The 20,138-nt window shown below is 49.2% G+C and carries 20 protein-coding genes; 10 read left to right on the top strand and 10 right to left on the bottom strand.

The window, feature by feature from the left end; all coding sequences use genetic code 11:
• Window positions 1-235 precede the first annotated feature (235 nt).
• From H6G00_RS17955 to H6G00_RS17975, 5 genes are all read left to right on the top strand, one after another.
• Complete coding sequence (locus H6G00_RS17955) at window positions 236-544, top strand: hypothetical protein (RefSeq protein WP_242042334.1); 309 nt, start codon at window positions 236-238, stop codon at window positions 542-544.
• A gap of 176 nt (window positions 545-720) precedes the next feature.
• Complete coding sequence (locus H6G00_RS17960) at window positions 721-906, top strand: hypothetical protein (RefSeq protein ID WP_190797799.1); 186 nt, start codon at window positions 721-723, stop codon at window positions 904-906.
• A gap of 115 nt (window positions 907-1,021) precedes the next feature.
• On the top strand, window positions 1,022-1,786 hold the full coding sequence (locus tag H6G00_RS17965) for a peptidylprolyl isomerase (protein WP_190797800.1): 765 nt from the start codon (window positions 1,022-1,024) through the stop codon (window positions 1,784-1,786).
• Window positions 1,783-4,308: a peptidase domain-containing ABC transporter gene (locus tag H6G00_RS17970; RefSeq protein ID WP_199318569.1), complete on the top strand. Its 2,526-nt coding sequence runs from the start codon at window positions 1,783-1,785 to the stop codon at window positions 4,306-4,308. The genes H6G00_RS17965 and H6G00_RS17970 overlap by 4 nt, the downstream gene beginning before the upstream one ends.
• 36 nt (window positions 4,309-4,344) lie before the next feature.
• Window positions 4,345-4,545: a hypothetical protein gene (locus H6G00_RS17975; protein ID WP_190797802.1), complete on the top strand. Its 201-nt coding sequence runs from the start codon at window positions 4,345-4,347 to the stop codon at window positions 4,543-4,545.
• On the opposite strand, the gene H6G00_RS17980 is transcribed toward H6G00_RS17975, so the two are convergent.
• Together H6G00_RS17980 and H6G00_RS17985 are read right to left on the bottom strand one after the other, a co-directional pair.
• Window positions 4,533-5,375 (bottom strand): DUF1963 domain-containing protein, encoded by an 843-nt coding sequence (locus H6G00_RS17980; protein ID WP_190797803.1) that lies wholly within the window; start codon window positions 5,373-5,375, stop codon window positions 4,533-4,535. The two genes, H6G00_RS17975 and H6G00_RS17980, sit on opposite strands and share 13 nt — an antisense overlap.
• 85 nt (window positions 5,376-5,460) lie before the next feature.
• Window positions 5,461-5,892 (bottom strand): SRPBCC domain-containing protein, encoded by a 432-nt coding sequence (locus H6G00_RS17985; protein WP_190645931.1) that lies wholly within the window; start codon window positions 5,890-5,892, stop codon window positions 5,461-5,463.
• Window positions 5,893-6,092: 200 nt separating this feature from the next.
• Between H6G00_RS17985 and H6G00_RS17990 the strand changes: the two genes are divergently transcribed.
• Window positions 6,093-7,484, top strand: coding sequence for a malic enzyme-like NAD(P)-binding protein (locus H6G00_RS17990; protein WP_190797804.1), 1,392 nt, complete (start codon window positions 6,093-6,095; stop codon window positions 7,482-7,484).
• Window positions 7,485-7,561: 77 nt separating this feature from the next.
• On the opposite strand, the gene H6G00_RS17995 is transcribed toward H6G00_RS17990, so the two are convergent.
• From H6G00_RS17995 to infC, 4 genes are all read right to left on the bottom strand, one after another.
• Window positions 7,562-8,056, bottom strand: coding sequence for a DUF427 domain-containing protein (locus H6G00_RS17995; protein WP_190797805.1), 495 nt, complete (start codon window positions 8,054-8,056; stop codon window positions 7,562-7,564).
• A 25-nt stretch (window positions 8,057-8,081) separates the two neighbouring features.
• Complete coding sequence (locus H6G00_RS18000) at window positions 8,082-8,567, bottom strand: cyclic nucleotide-binding domain-containing protein (RefSeq protein ID WP_190645928.1); 486 nt, start codon at window positions 8,565-8,567, stop codon at window positions 8,082-8,084.
• Between the two features lie 172 nt (window positions 8,568-8,739).
• Window positions 8,740-11,775 (bottom strand): MFS transporter, encoded by a 3,036-nt coding sequence (locus H6G00_RS18005; RefSeq protein ID WP_199318570.1) that lies wholly within the window; start codon window positions 11,773-11,775, stop codon window positions 8,740-8,742.
• 170 nt (window positions 11,776-11,945) lie between these two features.
• Window positions 11,946-12,473, bottom strand: coding sequence for a translation initiation factor IF-3 (infC, locus tag H6G00_RS18010; protein ID WP_190645927.1), 528 nt, complete (start codon window positions 12,471-12,473; stop codon window positions 11,946-11,948).
• 186 nt (window positions 12,474-12,659) lie between these two features.
• On the opposite strand from infC, the gene H6G00_RS18015 reads away from it, so the two are divergent.
• A complete protein-coding gene (locus tag H6G00_RS18015) occupies window positions 12,660-13,358 on the top strand; it encodes a ComF family protein (protein WP_347278196.1) in 699 nt (232 codons plus the stop codon).
• On the opposite strand, the gene H6G00_RS18020 is transcribed toward H6G00_RS18015, so the two are convergent.
• Window positions 13,353-13,742 carry a hypothetical protein gene (locus tag H6G00_RS18020; RefSeq protein ID WP_242042335.1) on the bottom strand — a complete coding sequence of 130 codons (390 nt, stop codon included), beginning with the start codon at window positions 13,740-13,742 and terminating at the stop codon, window positions 13,353-13,355. The two genes, H6G00_RS18015 and H6G00_RS18020, sit on opposite strands and share 6 nt — an antisense overlap.
• Before the next feature lie 82 nt (window positions 13,743-13,824).
• Window positions 13,825-14,781 carry a glycosyltransferase family 2 protein gene (locus H6G00_RS18025; protein WP_190797807.1) on the bottom strand — a complete coding sequence of 319 codons (957 nt, stop codon included), beginning with the start codon at window positions 14,779-14,781 and terminating at the stop codon, window positions 13,825-13,827.
• A 49-nt stretch (window positions 14,782-14,830) separates the two neighbouring features.
• Here H6G00_RS18025 and H6G00_RS18030 point away from each other — a divergent pair, with 49 nt between their 5' ends.
• Both H6G00_RS18030 and H6G00_RS18035 read left to right on the top strand, forming a co-directional pair.
• Window positions 14,831-14,995 (top strand): hypothetical protein, encoded by a 165-nt coding sequence (locus H6G00_RS18030; RefSeq protein ID WP_190797808.1) that lies wholly within the window; start codon window positions 14,831-14,833, stop codon window positions 14,993-14,995.
• A gap of 213 nt (window positions 14,996-15,208) precedes the next feature.
• Window positions 15,209-16,069 carry a glycosyltransferase gene (locus H6G00_RS18035; RefSeq protein ID WP_277881908.1) on the top strand — a complete coding sequence of 287 codons (861 nt, stop codon included), beginning with the start codon at window positions 15,209-15,211 and terminating at the stop codon, window positions 16,067-16,069.
• Between the two features lie 12 nt (window positions 16,070-16,081).
• On the opposite strand, the gene H6G00_RS18040 is transcribed toward H6G00_RS18035, so the two are convergent.
• Window positions 16,082-17,083: an Npun_R2821/Npun_R2822 family protein gene (locus tag H6G00_RS18040; protein WP_190797810.1), complete on the bottom strand. Its 1,002-nt coding sequence runs from the start codon at window positions 17,081-17,083 to the stop codon at window positions 16,082-16,084.
• 151 nt (window positions 17,084-17,234) lie between these two features.
• Window positions 17,235-18,803, bottom strand: coding sequence for a glycosyltransferase family 39 protein (locus tag H6G00_RS18045; protein ID WP_190797811.1), 1,569 nt, complete (start codon window positions 18,801-18,803; stop codon window positions 17,235-17,237).
• 107 nt (window positions 18,804-18,910) lie between these two features.
• Here H6G00_RS18045 and H6G00_RS18050 point away from each other — a divergent pair, with 107 nt between their 5' ends.
• Complete coding sequence (locus H6G00_RS18050; RefSeq protein WP_190645920.1) at window positions 18,911-20,125, top strand: glycosyltransferase family 4 protein; 1,215 nt, start codon at window positions 18,911-18,913, stop codon at window positions 20,123-20,125.
• Window positions 20,126-20,138: the final 13 nt, after the last annotated feature.

Consider the following 20,138-nt stretch of genomic DNA (forward strand, 5'->3'; position numbering starts at 1 on the left):
CTTTTGGTTATCTGATACCAGCTGTATCTAAAGATGTGGGTAGGGGCACGCTGCGGCACGCCCTTGCAGAAATTGATACGCTGCGAAATCTATCTAAATCGGTGTGTGATACACCTGGTCAATAATCATTGGTTGTTGGACATCAGCGTTATTCAGGTACTAGCTATAGCTGAACAGTGTTAATAGCTGGGTTCAACAACAAAACATTCAATTCTTTAATCTTCAAATTAGAATCATGAATACTCTATTAATTCAGCAAGAGCTTGGCTGTAGCACCAGAGATTTGGATGGAATAGCGATCGCTCCTACGCTTCATCAAGTCCCTGTATTACCCAAATTTAACCGGAGTGAAACGGTAAGTTTCTTAGGGGGTATAGGTACGATCAAAAGCTTTCAACCTACTTTTGGTACCTGGATGTATCGAGTGGAGATGGAGTTAGGACCAGAACCAGAAATGGGTCGAATTGGTAGCGAAACAACAGTTCTACTATACGAATCTGATATTGACGAAGTGGCGATCGCCAAAGAACAGGGATTGAATTAGTTCACGATTTCGTAGGGGCAAAGCACTCAGCAAACATTCTCTCAATAGCTACAAAGATTTGCGCGAATGCTTTGGCTCCTACAGGTGAGTGTTTGCCGCACCAATGTAATTCAACAGGCTCATCTCATTTAGACCGGACATAACAATTTCCCGCAACAAACTTTAAAGGAGATCCCATGTCATTCATAGAATACGCTTTTGTCTTTGCTCTAGTTCTGACCGTACTGCCATTTTCGATCGTGCAAATGGAGGTTTCCCTCAATCAAGACGAAGACGTTGAAGCTTTTTGCCTCTGGGTTTGCCTCGCAGGCTTGATGGCAGGCTTGCCCCTTATTGTGACGACGATGGAGCAGGTTGTTTAGCTTCTTGGCTGAGTTTGTAGTCCAGTAATTTTACTTAACTTAATGAATAAAGTTTGGGTGAAGTACCTTTGGGTTTGGGCATAATTGAGTTTGCTAGCGAGTAACTGGCCGATTCATGACATCCGAACCCTTTTTGACTGTTGACGACCAGCCCATTTCTCTTGGGCAAGCCATTCGATATTTACAGACGGGCAGAAAATTCGACGCATTCATCGGCGAAATCATTCGCCAGTTTGTCGTTGACCAGGAATTACAAACCCGTGAAGACCTTAAAATCAATACGGCCGCAGTTGAGCAGGCTGTGATTGATTTTCGCTTGGAGCAGCAGCTTACTGATCCAAAGCAGTTTCAGGAATGGCTCTCTAGCAATGGGATGGATTATGAGACATTTCACAATCAGGTCTCTTCTGGGTTTAAGCTGCGAAAGCTGAAAGAAGATGTGGCGTTACCCAAGCTGCAAGAATATTTCATTGAGCGCAAAATTTTCTTAGATCGGGTTGTACTGTCCCGCATCATCGTCGTCGATAAAGAACTGGCTGAGGAACTGAGAAGCCAAATTCTAGAAGAAGGCGCAAAATTTGAACAGCTTGCTAGGGAATATTCCCTGACCGATGACCGCATCGTAAACGGCATGGTCGGTCCAATCAGCCGAGGGACAATGCCAGATACGCTTCGGGCGGCAGTTGATTTGGCGAAGTCCGGAGAAATTGTCGGACCACTGGGAATGGAAGATCGGTGGGGATTATTTCGCGTGGAAGAATTTCTTCCGGCCTCACTTGACGATCTGCAATTAAGGCAAACCCTGGTAGACGAGCTATTTGAACAATGGCTAATGGACAAAATTCAGGGATTGCCGATCAAGCTACAGGTGGGCTCATGATTACTGATGACCAGCTAGCCAGCATTCCGTGGGATTCTCCCCCGCTGAACTGGCTATCTGCCGAACAGCAAATTCGACTTAAAGATCAGGCAAGGACTCGCTATTGCGGGTTAGGAGAGGTGATCTGGTCTACAGATACACCCGGCACTCAGTTTCTAGTGATTTCGGGGAATGTTCGCCTGATTCCTGATCAGGGCAAACCAACGGTGTTGAAGTCGGGCGACTGGTTTGGCGATTTTCCAGAACTGACTGACCAGTGGAAAGCTAGAGCTTCCAGTAAAGAAGTCGTCCTAATTCAATGGGATGCTCAGGTCTGGAAGGCGATCGCTACTCCTGAAATCAAACAATTTTGGCTAACGCTGCGATCGCGCTATCAACCCGAATTTTCGACTGCGCCGCAGCCTGTTTCTGGCTACCCCTTTGTATCCGCAATCAACACCGCTGCTGCCTGTCTGACGATGTTGTGTCAGTACCTAGAAACTCCAGCTCAGTTGGAATGGGTGCAACGTCAACTCCGAGGACAACGCCCTAAAGATCTGGCGGACACAGGCGAAAAGCTAGGGCTGCAACTGCGACGGGTTCTAGTGAGCAACTGGCAAGACCTGCGGCAGCTTACCCTGCCGGGGCTGATTCGCTGGCGGCAAGAGCGCTGGGTGGTCGTCTATGCAGTGAGGGGCGATCGCCTCGTCATTGCCGATCCAATGAATCCTAGCCAGACCTGCGAAAGCATTCCCAGAGCGATGCTAGAGGAAGTCTGGGATGGGCAACTCTGGCAGGTCGAACTTGTTCAAAAGCAAGAACAATTCAGCCTGACCTGGTTTTTGCCTGCCGTCTGGCGGTTTCGCAATCTGCTAGGGGAAGTGCTGCTGGCTTCCTTCACCCTGCAACTGCTGGGGCTGGCGACTCCGGTGATCACGCAAGTGGTGATCGATAAGGTGATGGTGCAGGAAAGTTTGGCCACGCTGGATGTGATGGCAGTTGCCCTACTTGCCGTTGCCATCTTCGAGGCGCTGCTGGGCACCCTGCGGATGTTTATCTTCACCCACACGACCAATCGGCTCGATTTGGGGCTCTCTGCCCAGCTTTTCCGGCATTTGCTGCGGCTGCCACTGTCCTACTTTGAGGCGCGGCGGGTAGGAGACACGGTCGCTAGAGTGCAAGAACTGGAGGAAATCCGTCAATTCCTCACCAGCACTGCTCTGACCGTTATCCTCGACAGCATTTTCTCGGTGGTGTACCTGGCGGTGATGTTCTACTACAGCGCTCGCCTAACCGGAGTAGCGTTAGCAGTGATCCCACTATTCGCGATTTTGACGCTGATTAGCACCCCCATCCTGCGAAACTGGCTGAATGAAACCTTTAACCGCAGTGCTGACAGCCAATCTTTTCTAGTGGAGACGGTAACGGGGATTCACTCGGTTAAGGCTCACGCGGCAGAAAAGACATCGCGCGATCGCTGGGAAGGGCTCTACGCCCGCTTCATTCGCACGGGATTCAAAGCCACCACCACCGCTAACATCAGCAACCACATCGGTGATTTTCTAACCAGTTTCTCGGCACTGCTAATTCTTTGGTTTGGTGCAAGGCTAGTGATCAACCAGGACTTCACCATTGGTCAACTGGTTGCCTTTCAAATGCTCTCCGCTAGAGTCACAGGCCCTCTGTTGCGCCTGGTGCAGCTCTGGCAAAACCTCCAAGAAGTGCTGCTTGCCGTTGACCGCATTGGCGACATTCTCAACGTCGCCCCCGAAGCAGAACCCGGAACGGGTTTGGTGTTGCCGCCGCTGAGAGGACAGGTCAACTTTGACCAGGTATTTTTCCGTTATCAGGCGAACCAGGAGCCGATCCTGCGTGGCGTTTCCTTTGACGTAGAACCCGGCATGTTCGTTGGCATTGTTGGACGCAGTGGTTCTGGTAAAAGTACCCTCTCCAAACTGATTCAGCGGCTCTACCAATCTGAGTCAGGGCGAATTTTGATAGACGGGTTTGACATTAAAAGTGCAGACCTGTCCTCGCTCAGGACTCAAATTGCCGTTGTGCTGCAAGAGGATTTCCTATTCAACGGCTCCATTCTGGAAAACATCACGCTGGGAAATCCTGAAGTAACGGCAGAGCAGGTGGTAGAAGCTGCTCGTATGGCTGTTGCCCATGATTTTGTCTGCGATTTACCCGATGGCTATGAAACGGGCGTAGGGGAACGGGGCACTGCCCTTTCTGGTGGACAGCGTCAAAGAATTACCCTGGCACGGCTGTTTCTCTCTCAGGCTCCGATCCTGATCCTGGATGAAGCCACCAGCAGCCTTGACGCAGAAACCGAGCAGCAGGTGCTAGAAAACCTCCAGCGCGTCTCCAAAGACCGCACGATGTTCTTGATTGCTCACCGTTTTGCACCGCTTAAACGAGCCGACTTAATCCTGGTGATGGAAAAAGGCGTAATTGCTGAACGGGGAACGCACGACTCACTCATTCAGCAAAAAGGATTGTACTGGTCACTCTATCAGCGTCAACAGATGTCCATCTAACCCTTTTTCTTCCTCGTTACAAGGCGGAGCCTTGTAATGTCTGATTACGAGGCTCTGCCTCCTGTCCACGAAGCAGAGCCTCACGGTCGGAATTCCCAGGCAGAACTGGGGAACGAGGTTAAGCAGTTTCAGCGATCGCCAACCCTAATTCCTGTCCCTGACGCTGTACTAGGGACGGTAAATATTTTCTACAGCTTTCGCAGGAGCAAGCAGGTGGGCATCAATCACGAACACTGAGCAACCCAATGCAACTTGTCCCCATCTAGGAAGAAATAGACCTGCCCTAAATCTCCCCAACCTACAGGAAGTCCAAGAACATGCCACGGATCATAGACTCCAAGTTGTTCTATTTTCGGAAGAACTGGTCGTGAGGGAACGTTGATGAAAGGATAAGGTAACAAGCTTTCTGGTGCTAGAGAGTGAATTTGGAATAGGAAACGACCTGGAACTGAAACCTCTTCTTGAATCCACGAAGGCGTTCCCCCAATTTTGGTTCCTGCAATTGGCTCAGTAGTTCGATGGATTGCTCCATAACAAGGAAAGACGTTCAATTTGGAAGGAGGAAGATCGGTTGGTAGTACGAGAGGAGAGTTGCCAATTGAAACCCATTCAAAGTGAAGTACGGAAGGATCGTCGTCAAATACAGAGACGTAGATTCTCTGATCTGGCTTTGCAAAAATAACTAGTACATCCCCAGGCAGTGATCCACATACGTCAAGTGAATCTTTGAAGCAAATTTGAGCCAAAAATTCTAAAGGTTCGCCCTCAGCAGATTGGGGCCAAGGACGAGACGCAGGGAAGTAAGGCAGCCCTCCCATCTTTGTTACCTCACGTTTTTTTGGCTCTCCGTAAGCCCAAACGAATATATCAACTGGAAAACCCTCTCCTTTTTGTTCATGAGCTAGATTCTGTTCCTTCAAATACTCATTGACAACCAGGTGAAATGGACTAGTGACTTCCCAATCTCCTAAATCGTTCCAGTAAGGGTATGCAGGAAAAGTTTCGTGCAGGCGATCGATTGGAAAGACGGTTTTCCAATACTCCAGATCAAAGAGTTCATGCACCATTTCAGGTGGCATCCGTCAACAAATTGTTAGGACTACTGTAATGTATCACCCAGCCAAAGGTGTACAAATTCCTGTTCCTGTTGATTTAGGAACGTTCGACGTATTGCTTCAACTCTTGCGCCATTCTTCTTAAGCCCTGCTGCTCGTCCTGACGAATAAACGGGAAGAACAGACGGGTTAGTGGACCGGAGAAGTTTTCCCGGTGAATGTATTTGGTGCGTTTGCCAATATCTAGTAGCTCAAAGACATGCTCGTTGCGAAATCCGGGGGCAGAGGAAAGCCACTGGAGACACACTTCCGGCTGAAGTAGGGTAATCGTAGGTTGAAACTCGGTTTCCTCCTCGCGGGAAACTCGCTTGAGTGATAGCCAGACCATTTTGCCTTGCTCGAAGGGCTGAACCGGATCACGATCATAGAGAAAGGTATTCCACCGAAGCCAATCTTGCTTGTTGAGCAATGCTTGCCAGACTGCTGAGCGGGGCGCGTCAATCTCGATTTCGACGTAGAGACTTGGCATACAGGTGAAATTGATCTACTCGGTGTGACGGAGTACAGTCATGAGTTTATCGCTAGCCTAAGCTGTGAAGGGCTTGCGTACAGCATTAGTCTTTGAGAAATTCCTGGGTAGAGCAATCAGGAACAGGCTCAAAGCTGTAGCATTAAAGTCCTGACTAGATCGACTCGTATTTTTTATCCAAGGAGAGCAGCGGCAGCAGTATGGTCAGCCTGACACCCAATCCTAGTTTTAGTCTAACGATTCGTTTTCAGCTTCCTAATCGGGCAGGAACGCTGGCTTGTGTAACGCAGGCGATCGCCGCTGCTGGAGGCAACATCGGGCAGATTGACCTAATTGAGCAAAATCGTAAAACTCTGGTTCGAGACATTGCAGTTGATGCCTACAGCACTGAACATGCTGAACGGATAGTGGCAGACGTGAAAGCGCTCACAGACATCAAGGTAATCAGCGTTTACGATCGCACCTTCAACCTACATCGCGGCGGCAAAATTAGCGTCCAGAGCCGGATTCCGCTAAAGACTCAGGGCGATTTGGCGATGGCTTATACACCGGGGGTGGGGAGAATCTGTACGGCGATCGCTCAAGATCCAGAACAGGTTTATGCACTGACGATCAAAAGCAATACGGTGGCGATCGTCACCGATGGCAGTGCTGTATTGGGACTGGGTAATTTGGGACCGGCGGGTGCACTGCCTGTGATGGAAGGCAAAGCCATGCTGTTTCGCGAATTTGCTGGGATCGATGCTTTCCCCATCTGCCTAGATACACAAGATACCGATGCGATTGTCGAAACGGTGAAAAATATTGCGCCTGTGTTTGGTGGGGTCAACCTGGAAGACATTAGCGCCCCTCGCTGCTTTGAAATCGAAGCTCGACTTCAACGAGAGCTAAACATTCCGATTTTTCATGACGACCAGCACGGCACCGCTATTGTCACCCTGGCTGCTTTGTTCAATGCGCTGAAGTTTGTGCAAAAGCCGCTAGAGCAGGTGCGAATTGTAATTAACGGAGCAGGCGCAGCAGGGGTGGCGATCGCCCGTCTGTTGCACAAAGCCGGAGCTACAGCAATTTGGATGTGCGACTCACGCGGCATTATTTGCCACAGCCGCACCGATTTAACTGCGCAAAAGCGCGAGTTTGCTGTTGATCAGAGCGGTTCCTTGGCAGACGCGATGGTTGGCGCAGATGTATTTTTGGGAGTCAGTGCGCCTGGAGTGTTATCCCCAGAAATGGTGCGATCGATGGCGAAAGACCGGATTGTATTTGCAATGGCAAACCCGATCCCGGAAATTCAGCCAGAACTCGTAGAAGACGACGTGGCAGTAATGGCAACCGGACGTAGCGACTACCCCAATCAGATCAACAACGTGCTGGCATTTCCTGGAATCTTTCGGGGAGCGCTGGATTGCCGAGCCGCCGCGATGACCACCACGATGTACCTGGAAGCTGCGATGGCGATCGCCTCTCTGATCAATCCCTCTGAACTTGACTCCGAACACATCGTTCCCTCGGTGTTTGACGAGCGAGTCGCCCCAACAGTCGCCGCTGCTGTGCAGCGAGCCGCCCGTCAGGAGGGCATTGCTGCCAACTAGCAAGCGCTGGTAGGGGCGTTTCGCGAAACGCCCCTACGGGATGTCTATGGGTATGGATTGGGTTGGAAAATTGCTCCTTACCAACCCCAGGTTCCGGCACTGCCTTTGAATGGACCGACGATATCCTTGGTAATCCAGCCGCCGTAGAAGTCACCGGGCTGGGGCTGCACCTGTTCGCCGTTCACATAGCAAGCTTCCATACGGCTGGGGTAAACCGCTACGTAGTCTTTGAGCAAAGCAAAGCGGGAAGTGGGAGATGGATAAAACCATGCCGCATCCTGAGCCTGTTTGTCGCCAACTTGAATCGTGTAGTAAGCTGCTTGTCCCTTCCACTCACAGAAGGTTGAGCGCGAAGTTTGCTTGAAGTACTGCTGCTGAATGTCTTCAGGCGAAATGTAGTAAACCGGTGGGTGGCTGGTTTCTAATACCCGCTTGGCACGATGGGTGTCGGCGATCGCCACGCCGTTAAAAACAATCTGAATGTGTTTAGTCGAGTCTTCTAGCCGGGGAGGACGGGGATAATCCCAAACAGACTCCTGCCCAGGACCGGGGGCAATACGTTCACGCGACACTGAATTCTCCTCTGCATCATCAAGATCAAAGCTCTGCTAGCTTTTCTTGAATCATAGAAGGCAATCTGTGTCCATCGCCATCTTGCAGCGTGTTCATTTTTTGGTTAAGTTCTCGAATCCGTCGAGACAGCAAGCGAATAATGTTCACCGCAATGCCAGGGGTTTCATCAATCGCTTCATAGAGCTGCTGTTGGGTTAGCATCAAGCATTCGCAGGGTTCTAAAGTGGTGACTGAAGCGGAGCGAGGTTCTGCATCAAACAGCGACATTTCGCCAAAACTGTCTCCCTGCTGAAATCTAACAATTTCGTGATTGCCAATGTGAACCCGCACTTGCCCAGACACCAAAATATAGAGCGATCGCCCCTCTTGCCCCTGTGTAAAAATGGTGTGCTTGGTTGGGAAAGATAGCTCATCCATGATGGAAGCTAACCGGACGAGAAAATCATCCCGTAGCTCTGTAAAAATTGGAACTCCCCGAACAAACAGTAGACGATCAACGCTAGTCAGCATAGAAAACCGATATTAAACTTCCCTGGGCAATCTTGCTTGAACCAAGCCACACCGCTTTCACCTTTCCCCATAGATGCATAACCCCAAAAACGGCAAGTGAGACAAGCGGTCTGCCACTAGCTTGCCCATTTTCAAGCTTTTTTTGTCTGTCAGTCAATGTCGTGGCGATCGCCTAGATCGGCTCAAGCCCAGAATGACCGGGCAACCGTACCGCACCATTTGACTGCCCCTCAACACCAGAAATTGCAGCGTTCAATGGCTCAAGCCCTAATTCTGCCATCATTTGGCGTACTTGAGCTGCAACCAAACGATCTGGATCGTTCTGCAACAGCGGCAGCAGTTCTGGCAGCACTCTGGGTGAAGCAACTTTCAGGTAAGTTAGCACAGCTTCCCGCACAAACCCTGTCGGGTGGCGCAAGCAAGAAAGTGTTTGCTCCGAAGTAACGCTCCAGCGGGCTTGACGGGCCAGGTGAAAACAGCAGGATAGCGTCCAGTCTGACAAAAAGCTGCGTAGCTCTAATAAATGCCGTAACCGCTGACTGGGCGACATCGGCGTGTAAGGCATAATCTCTGCTAAACTTTCCAGCTTCTCAAGTGTAGAGCGGCGATCGAGGATGCTCAACAGGGCGCGTTTGCTGGGAATGTCGAGGGTATTATCCAAAATTTCCAGCCCTCGTGCCATGCTGTCGTGGGAGTCAGACTGGAGGTTAAAGGATGCTGCCTGAATTGCGCTAGAAGGATAAAGAAACCGCATCAGCAGAAATAGCCGCTCGAATGCATCGACCTGAGCATCATTCAGCGATCGCCGCAGCAAATCTGCTTCGCGCCCAGCCACTCTTTCTGGAGTCAAATCCAGCAGGGCTGCGTAAACTTGCCCAATGAACAGCAATTCCTGATTAATTAAATTCTCAACCCCGCTTCGCCCTAAGATATCGGCAACTGCATCAATGCCAATCTCTTGTGGTAGCTTCAGCAGAATTCGCAGAATGTTGCGACGAGTTGCTCCCCAGGCAGTCATCAGTTGAGCGACCAGTGCATTCAATGCTTCTATCGTGCCAATTTGACCAATTGCCGTCAGCGCATAGGTTCTGATCAGCTCCGGTTTGCGAACGTCCTCTGCCAGTTCGATTAGCATTGGGATCGCATCATTTTCTAGACGCACCAACGCCCGCATTGCCGCCTCACGGGTAGATTTGTAGTGCAGTCCGCGCAGGAGTGAAGGGTAGTACTCCTCTAAGTGAGTGGCGGCGATCGCCTCCAGCAAAGCGCACCTCACCCGCAACGACTGATCCTGCAGTAGCGGTCTGATATACAGCCGCAGCGCTTGCAAATAAATTGCCTCACCTAGCGCCCGACAGCCCATCACCCGTTCTCGTTCCCGCATATGGGTCAACATTCGTCGCAGCGTATCCGTTGCTTCTGCCTTTTGACGAGGATTGCCACGCCTGAGCATGAGAGAAGCGGCTGTTCCTCTCACAACTGGATCAACCTCCGACTTCAGATAAGGTCGCAACTCCTGCATATCTGGATCGGGTTCCGTCAGCCAGACATAGCGCAAAGCAACTGCCAAAACTTCTGGCTGCAAGTCAGATTGCTGAATCAGCGCCCTGACTCGATCCAGGTAAATCGGATTGGGAAAGTTGAGCATTGTCTCCAAACTCTGACGCTGCAAAGCAGGAGACATATTTGGCAGAAGCGGAGACAGCACCTCGCCAACATTTTTGGGATCGATATGGGCGAGTAACTCAATGCAAGAATGTTTGTCCGCCTCAGTACCAGGGCGATCGAGCGCTTCCACAACCGCCCGCTTAAATGTTCGCAAATCTACATCTGATAGGCTTAACTGTCCCCGTTCTGCACTGAGTACCAGCAGCCCCAGATATCTAGAGCGCAACAGCAGAACGGCTCCCAGCCAGACCCCTGCAAAAATAAAAATTTGAAATAGAAAGACTCGGCTCTCCAGGTTTTGAAATAGATTAGCGTCTACGTTAGGAAAAAGCCGCTGACAAAGCCAGATGGTAATTAAGATTCCAGCGCCAGTTAAGCCTGAAGAAATCGGTTCAGCAATCCCCCGAACTGTAGACTGAATGCGACTGCGAACCGTATCGGGAATGGGTTGAAAGAGAACCGGGCCAATGCTCGCTAGCAGCGTGTAGCGCAGCAGTTCATCTAAAAACTTGAGAATGATGACGCCCCAAAATAGCCGCAGCAAGTCGATGGAGGAGAGAAAGCTGAGCACCGTGAGCAGGGCCGGGGGGAGAATGGCGATCGCAAACACCCCCAACCGCTCAATTGCTCGCCCTGAAATAAACCACTGTGTAATCAGCTCAAAGATGCCGAGAATGCCGCTAAATAACGCTAAAAAAGCCGCAATATCGGAAACGCTCAAGTTTTGCTCTAGCTGACTGAGATATTGAAAATCAACCAGCAGCGACAAAATCTGCGCCATCACAAAAAAAGCGACGATCAAAATGACATAGCGCTGAAGCGGACCTCGTAGACGACGCGCCGTAAAGTCATGTTGAGTTTCCTGCAATCTACGCTTGAGAGAGTCAGGAAAGGCTTGCTGGTATGCCTCGCTGAGATAAAACAAGATCCCCGCCCCAACCAGCAGCATCAAACTTGCCAACAAAATAACGTTAGAGAGTCCGATCCAGGACTGCAAGAGTGGCAAAGAAAACCCACTCAATACATCAGCCGCCAAAATACCGCTGCTGATTAAAGGGTAAGTGCGTTTAATTTCCCGAATGTTAAATAGCTGATTAGCTGTAATGGAAGTGTTGAGTTCATTTAGAACATAGATTGCTTCCAGCCAAAGCCGCATTAAGAAGATGGTATACCCGCCCAAAAAAGCCGGATTCAGCCCTAGACGAAAGATGAACAGCGGCATCGCCATTAGCACTGCAATGATTACGATCACCCGACGCAGCGGCAGAAACTTCTGCATCAGCGAGTAGACAAATCCTAAACCTGTCCCAATTCCAGCACTGGCAATATAGATCCAGGGTAGGGAGTCAGCCCCGTATTCACCCAAAAATAGTGCTGCGGCACTAACCTCCAGCCAGAGAATACCAATAGACGTAGCGGTGTAAAAAGCAAACATGAGGAATGTTCGCTCGCTTTCCTCTGGACGGAGGTTAAACCACTGTAACCACCTCCATTGGGCTGCGTTTTGACTCGCAGCAGACCACCACCCATTCAGATTCATGCAGTCTTGCCCTGCCCTTACAGCTTTTTGTCAATGCTTATCATATAAGCACGCCTTGGAGCTTTCACAGCTATTTTCTGTATCAACAAATTTGGACGTGGAAGTCAAACCTCCACGTCCAAAATCCCTATGGTTTGACCACTTCCTGTGTCGCCAGGTAAGCAGTATTCCTACTTCTTGGGAGAGAGCATCATCATCATGTTGCGCCCTTCACGTTTTGGAGCTTGCTGAAGTTCAGCAACTTCTTGCAAATCGGTTGCCATTCTCATCAGCAGGGTTTCTGCCAGGTCACTGTGCTGGATCTCCCGACCCCGGAACATGATCGTAGCTTTAACTTTATCGCCTGCTTTAAGAAACTTTTCTGCCTGGTTTACCCGAACGTGATAGTCGTGATCTTCAATCTTGTATCGCATTTTCACTTCTTTTACGTCAGAAGTGTGCTGCTTCTTCCGGGCTTCCCGCGCTTTCTTTTCCTGCTCAAACTTAAACTTGCCGTAGTCCATGATCCGGCAAACTGGCGGGTCTGCTTTGTCGCTGACAAGCACCAAGTCCAGCTCTTTTTCCTCTGCCATTTTCAGGGCATCGCGGGGCACCATAATTCCTAGCTGCCCACCATCTGTATCTATAACCCTAATTTTTGGAAAGCGAATTCGTTCGTTAATAGTCGGTAAGTCTCGGTTTTGCTTGATCAGAGCCATGTGCAATTGTGTTAGCTGTCCTTTGTTAATGTTTTGCGGTTGCGAGAGGGAACTTACTAGGGTTTGCGATGAAACGAGATAACAAACATATTAGATCGCACAGCAGAAAGTGGAACTATAGATTTGTTACCCGCATTCTACTCGGAATTGCAGGGTGTCTGCCTACTACAAATGGGGGAGGGGCGGGTGCAGAGTTTGCGCGGATTGCTGAATTTGTTTTTGGAGTCGGGCTGTTCGCTTTGTCAACGGTCTACCCCGGGGGAACTGTGCCAGGGGTGTCAACGGCAAATTCAACGATGTCAAGGCAGTGACGCTCAGTGGCAGGAACCACTGCCCTTATTTGCGTGGGGGGTGTACGGTGGGGCGCTGAAACGGGCGATCGCCACCCTCAAATATGACAACCAACCTCGTCTAGCACGCCCTTTGGGACATTGGTTAGCTCAGGCTTGGCTAGAGTCATCCCAGCAAAAGATGCTGCGTCAAAAGCCGACGGTCGTGCCTATTCCAATGTACGCTGCCAAAAAGCAGCAGCGGGGGTATGACCAGGCTGAACTGCTGGCAAAACATTTTTGCGAATTCGCAGGTTTGCCTCTACAACGGCGAGGTCTAGAGCGGATTCGTTCGACGGAAGCGCAATTTACTCTTTCTGCAACAGCCCGCGAGGAAAATTTGAGCGACGCATTTCGACTGGGTAAAGAGCTTCAGCGCCATCGCTCATCTGCGGTGCTGTTGCTGGATGATGTCTATACGACGGGAGCGACTGCTCGCGCTGCGATGCAAACCCTGCATCATCATGCAATTGAAGTGGTGGGGTTGGTAGCGATCGCTAAACCCATCATGGAAACCCAAAACAAGCTTGAGCATAAAACTCAAAGCAGCCTATGAGGGACGCATAATGGGGCGAGTTGGCGGCAACTCGGTAGAGCCAAACACGGGAGTCGGGTCGAGCCCAGCAATTTGCTGAAACTGAGATGGGGTAATGGTGCTAACAATCGGCTGATTTTCCCAAGTTTTGAGTTTGTTATGAGACTGAGTTAAAAACTCAACCCCTCTCAGCATTGGAACGCTTGACCATTGATCGACCAGCGTTTCAACCAAGGCTAGCTCGATCAGGGGCGGTGGATAAATTTGCAGAAGTTCGTCCAGATAGGTATTGAATCTATCTACTTCATTGCCGCTCAGCTGATAGCTACTGATGATGTATTTTACGCGCTGCTGGCTTAGCTGTTCCCGAATCTCCATTAAGACCTCAGCCGGAGGGTTTGTCATTGCTTGTTTGGCGGAGTTGCTATTTCAGGGCGATCGCCAAACCTTGCTTTTAAGATCGTACTCCGAAGTAGATCAAATTGGACTAAATCGACTGAGATTGTACTTGTCTCAATAGATGAAACGTAGGTTTTCTTAAAGTCATGGGCAAGAAAGATAGAGCCAGTCCCACTAAAGCTTTAGGACGTGAAGCAGATTGACCGACCCGAACTAGCGCCTTTCCGGCTTGTGTCTCGCCCGTCTCGATCAGACGCAATCCCAAAAGAAGCTGAGATTCAGCAAGACGCGATCGCCTAATCTGCTCTAGTTTTTCTGACTCAAATTGAAAATTCTCCAGGTATTGGATTTTGTCTTTTAAGTAGGGAATTGCTCGTCCAATGCCCTGTTGCTGAGCATGAAAGCGATATTCCATTAGCCGCTCTGGTAAGTAATAACCCTTTTTACCTGCTAGAGCCAAACGCACCAGCAAATCATTGTCTTCGCAGTTTTGAATATTAGGACGCATGTAGCCCTGTTCTGCTAAAACTTGCCGCCGAAACAAGGTTGCGCCAATTTGAAAACTTTGCTGCACAAATACGACTTCTAGTAAGTTTGGGATGATCCCAGCAGATAAATTGGTGCGCCCCCACTTCTGGGAATTGTCGTCTGTCACTTGCGGATCGCGCGCATTATTAATGTCGATTACCCAGTGATCGGTACCAACAAAATCTACGTCGGGCTGTTCGTCTAAAATTGCTGCAGTTCGTGCCAGGAAGTCAGGCGTAAGGCGATCGTCATCATCAAATTTAATAAAATATTCGCCACTGGCAGCTTCAAAACCAGAGCGCATGTTATTGCTCTTGCCAATGTTTCGAGGATGGCGAACGTAGTGAATTCTACGGTCATCGATTTGAGTCACGATCTCAGCCGTGGTGTCGGTTGAGCCATCATCACAAATGATCAGTTCAAAATCCTGGAGAGTTTGCTGAAGCACGCTTTGAATGGCGATCGGCAGCAGTTTTTCTCGATTGTAGGTAGGAATACAAACACTAACTTTAGGCATCTGTTTGAATTGTGGACAGATTAATGAAAGGGGGATTAACAGTCAGACTATGGTTGTCCGCTTGCTCTGGTTTGGCAGCTTAAGCCTGATCGCCAGGTTCCTCACGTATATTAGCCAACCCAACAGACCCGATTCTTTAGATGATTGCCGAGAAGCCTTGTGGATTAAGCAACAGAGCTTAATCGGTGTTCGTAAGAATTCTACGGTCGCATAGCCTCACTCCTAGGCATACAACCTTGGTTGTGCAAACCCAAAATTAAGCTGAGGAACCTTCCCTAGTGGGGATGCGGTCTTAGCAAATGTTAACTAAGTTGAGAAGAATTTAACGTCAGCGGCAGCTTTAAGCCATTCAAGGCAATCAGTTTTTCTAACTAAAGTGAGGTAACTGATGCAGACCCAGGAATTTAAGCACTTTATCATCACTCGGATGAACGTGGACTGGCAGATTTCGCGTCCTAGAAGCGATCGCAACGAGCCAGAGTTCCTCAGCAGAAGGTTTGCCTTGTTCGAGCAGATCTGCCTTCCGTCCATCACAGCACAGACCAACAGGAATTTTACCTGGTTGATGCTTCTAGATGCAGCCTTACCGACTCAATTTAAAGAGAGAGTTGAAAAATATTGCTCGATCGCTCAGCTTGTTCCCATCTATATAGAGAGTCGGGAGACGTTGCTAGACTCCGTTAAGCAGGTAGTCAGAGAACACACAGATCAGGATTGCAAGTACTTGATTACGACTAGCTTAGATAGCGACGATGCAATTTCAAAGGACTTCTTGCAGCTAGTTCAAAACCAATTTAGGAAGCAAGAATTCGAATTTATTAACTTTCCGTTCGGCTATTTGTATCGAGTTAGTGAACAGAAGCTTTATCTGAGAGAATGGTTGACTTCGCCATTCCATACGTTGATCGAATCCTATCAAGGCGATTTCAAAACCGTTCTTGAATACGGTCATACTGAAATTAGCAACTATAAAACTTGCCAGATTGTAGCTGAACCTGTTTGGTTAATGGTGGCTCATGGTAATAATGTGCGAACCAACTTTGATGTCAGTGCTGCATGGCAGCCCGTTAACCGCCTTGGTTCAAATTTTGCAGTTAACCTGGATTTCCCTAAAAGCAGCAGGCTCAAGAGTCTGAAGAGGATGACTGTAGAGATTCTGAATGTTGTGAGAAGCAACAAGGAATGGGATACTTTGAAGGTCAAAACAAGAAAAATTTCTAATATTATTTCTCCCTCTACAGTGCGTACCTTGAGGAAGGTTAAATTCAATTTTTCCAGGCAGGTATAGTACTAGAAGCGCTTACCTGAGTTTTTGAGAAATTTTTTGGATGTAGCGACCCAATTGAGTCGGAAAGTTGACCGCTTGTAAATGTTTGGGCTCTTGATCGGGTTGTTTTAAGAAACGGTAATGTAAAAAGATTTCCCTGTAGCATACATCGATATCCTCTCCTTTGCTCAGGCAGCAAAAGTCTTCTGGAGAGTAATTCATGTAGTGCAAGCGGTGAATGGGCTTTAAGCCTTGTTCATTATAAAGAACGTTATTAATGTTGACGAAAGGATCGGCATCAGCACAGTTGCCAGTTCGTTCCTGCGCGTTGGGACTCAGCGTAAAGTTAAATTGAGGGCGATCGCTTCTCAAGGTCAAATAGTTAAACAGAAAAGCATCATCCCACCAGCGAGGAACCCAAGATACTTCCTGGCAATCAATCAGTTTTTGCTTTAGAGCTAATAGTTCTTGCTCCGCAAAAATGCCTCGTTTTGAGCCAAAGAAACTAGAGCAGTGCAGTTTAGTTCTAACCTGAGTTTCAGGGTAGCAACCTGTTTGAGTTGCTAATGCTAAATCAAGGGCAGTCTGCCCCTCTGGTTTGTTATGTTCCCAATCGTTAAATACAAAATCGTAGGTATTTAGCTTTTCAAATATGTCGTCAATCGGCTTCATCGCTAGACTGTCTGCGTCGTAAAATACGAACTGGTCGAACGGTCCGTCAAAAGTAACAAATTTGCGATGCAGCCCTATATTTTTTGCTGGCAAACGAGTTAGCCATTGAGATTGGGCGATAGGATGGGCTGTCCAAACCTGCCGAGCAAAGTCTTCCCAGCGTTGAATTGAGTTCCAGTCTTGAAAAAGTTTTACATTAGGTCTGAATTCTATTTCTTGAGTGATTCTCTCAATCTGATGATCAAAAGGAATAACCAGAATAGGAATATTTGAACTAACGTTTGCTTCGATGCTATTAAGCAGGGCAATGAGTTGGTCATAGACCCGATCATTTGCCAAGGTATAGAGTCCGCGCGATTGCATAAATCCTTTTCTAGAATGCGAAATGCATTAGTTAATTGAAGACTCAAGATGAATTTGAATTGAAAGATTCAAGCTGGTTACTCTTTAAGGTTCCCAATTCTAATTCTGTCTGCTTGTTCAGAAGCTATGGGACGGATCCCTTGAACTGAGGCTAGTTTTTGCTCGTGAGCCGCCAAAGCCAGGTTCTACCTCGCTCTTGGTAAGCAGGTTGGACAGATGCCTGCTGCTGTGCTGCGAGTTGCGATCGCAAGGACTGCGAGTAAGTCATTAAGAAAACATCACTAAAGCCTGCTCGAATCTGGGGCACGTTCGGCTCGACGGTCAGTTGAAGCGTCACGTTTGGATTCAGTAAACGGCTTAGTGACAAAATTTCACCCGCCCCCATTGAGGTGTTTGCAATCAGCAGGGGGCGTGGCGATTGATTGATGATCTTGGCGATAGGCGGATTGTAGTAGCTGATGACCTTATTCCAGCCGATCGGGGTTTTAGCGCCAATGTTGCAAGAGAGAATGCTGAGGGCGATCGCCCCTGCCAAAACAGCCAGCGCTAACACTTGCTGCCATGAACCAAAAGCATTGGATTCCAGTAGGTTTACCAGGCAATAAGCAACCGCGATTTGAATGCCCAAGTAGCAGGGAATGGCGTATCGCGTAGCGGTGGATCGTTGTCCGCCCCAAATCAGGTCGGGTAGCAGAATTGTGAAAGCCGTCGTGCCAATCAGGGTGAAGACAAATAGCCAAACCCGAATCGAGGTAGATTGCCAGAGCCAGTAGACTGCACCGATTTCCAACAGCAGCACAAAAGCATAGACACCGAAAATACTGGCTGTGTAAGCAAACTGAGAATGAAGTTTGAAGTCTGCATCGAAAAAGATGCGTCTCAAATTCAATGCCCAAACTCTGGCGATCGCCTTCCAGCTAGACGGCCGGTTTGCCCAGGCAGTGGTGGTTTGCACAGAACTGTGGCGGGTGGCGACTGCCCAGATCCAGGGCACGAATGTGAGCAAGGCGACGATTGAAGCCAGCAGATAATGTTCCAAGATTGGAGTCCAACGAAATTGCTCCACTCCGATTACATAAATGCCGTGCCCGATCGCCACCAGTCCTGAAAACAGGAACGTGTACAGTCCCAGGGAAAGCGTCACAGCGTAAAGCGCCCAACTGGCAAAGCTATCGACTCGCATCGCGTAAAGCAACGCAGCGCTGGCTGCCAAAATTAGCACTGTCCACAGGCTGTACTGTCTGGCTTCCTGAGCAAAGACGACATGCAGTGGCGAGATCGCAACCAGGGCGATCGCTAACCACGCTACATCCATTGACCCAAATAGCTCCAGGCAAAGCCAGTAGAGACTGGGAAACACCAGCAAGCTAAAAATTACAGACAAACTTCTCACTTCTGTTACCGAACTGCCCACCCATTGCGCCCATAACCGGATCAGCGTGTAGTACAGCGGCGGATGCTGTGGCTCTTCTTGGGCGAGTCCTCGAATCGTTCCCCAAATGCCTTTTTGAGCATTGGGATGCTGAAATTTTTGCAACTCTTGCGGAGTAATTTCCTTGCCGTGAAATGCCTGCTGCATCACCTCTGCTTCGCTGTAGCCAGAGATTCGCAGAGACGTGAAAGCTTCGTCGTACCAATAGAGTTTTTGCCCTAAAGCTGTGCATCGAAAGAAGATGCCTAGAGCGAGGATGGCGATCGCACCAAGTTGAATTTCAGTCATGGAAGGTTTGGATTTCTGAAGCATTGCTGTTCACACAGGTGACCCAGTCGCTACGATTAGCTACGATTGCCCTGGTGAAATTGATATCTATCCCAATAATTCCCCTGATGAAGATCCTGATGCTCTCTGCAACGTTCCCTTACCCACCCACACGGGGAGGAACTCAGGTCAGAACGTTTAACCTAATCAAGTATTTGAGCCAGCGTCACGATATCACCCTGATAACACAACGTTCCCCTGATGTAACTGACTCTGAGATAGAGGAATTGCGGCAGGCAATCACAGAATTGGTAGTTTTTCCGCGCCCTCAAGCCGCTGCTAGGCAAAGCATCGGCGGCAAGTTAAAGCGCTTCGGCACCTTTTTGGCTGAGGGAACGCCGCCCAGCGTTCTCTCGATTTATTCGCCTGAGATTCAGAATTGGGTGGATCAGGCAGTACAATCAGGCAAATTTGCAGCCGTGACCTGTGAACATAGTGTAAATGAAATTTACGTGAAGCCAGAATGGCGATCGCAACTTCGCACTATCGTCAACATCCATAGCTCGGTCTACGGCACCTGTAAAAATCAGCTTGAGACGGGCACCTCTGAGAATTGGCTGCGCGATCGCCTTAATCTGCCGCTGCTGCACCGCTATGAACGGCAATATTGCGGCAAATTTTCTACCATCGTGGCGACCACTGAGGAAGACCGAGATCAGCTTCAGCGGTTTAGCCCGAAGACACCGATCGCTGTCATTCCGAATGGCGTGGACTTTTCTGCCTTTCCCTATCGTGCTGCTGATCCGGGAGGGCATCGGCTGATTTTTATCGGCGCGATGGACAACACGCCTAACATTGATGCGGTCTGCTTTTTTAGCCAGGAAGTGTTTCCTAAAATCCAAGCCCTTTACCCCGATGTGACGCTGGAGTTGGTGGGTGCCCGTCCCGTGCCGCAGGTGCAGCAATTGGGCGATCGCTCTGGTGTCACGGTTACTGGGAAGGTTCCCTCGATGGCGGAATACCTGCACCGGGCAACGGTCTGTGTGGTGCCCATGCGAACCGGGTTTGGGATCAAAAACAAGACGTTAGAGGCAATGGCGGCTGGGGTACCTGTGGTAGGCAGCGATCGCGGCTTAGAAGGACTGGCAGTAGATGGCGAAACTAATCCTCTAACGGCTTTACGGGCCAACCAGGTTGAGGAATACGTCAACGCAATTAGCCGCCTATTTGAGAATCCAGAATTGCGGGGTCAATTGTCCAAAAATGGTCGATCGCTGGTCGAGAACACCTATACTTGGGAACAAGCCGGACAGCGCTATGAGCGGGCAATTGTTGAAGGGTAGAAATCTACGCAGT

Origin of the sequence: Leptolyngbya sp. FACHB-541 (assembly GCF_014695875.1) — a bacterium.
Lineage (GTDB): Bacteria > Cyanobacteriota > Cyanobacteriia > Elainellales > Elainellaceae > JAAUTN01.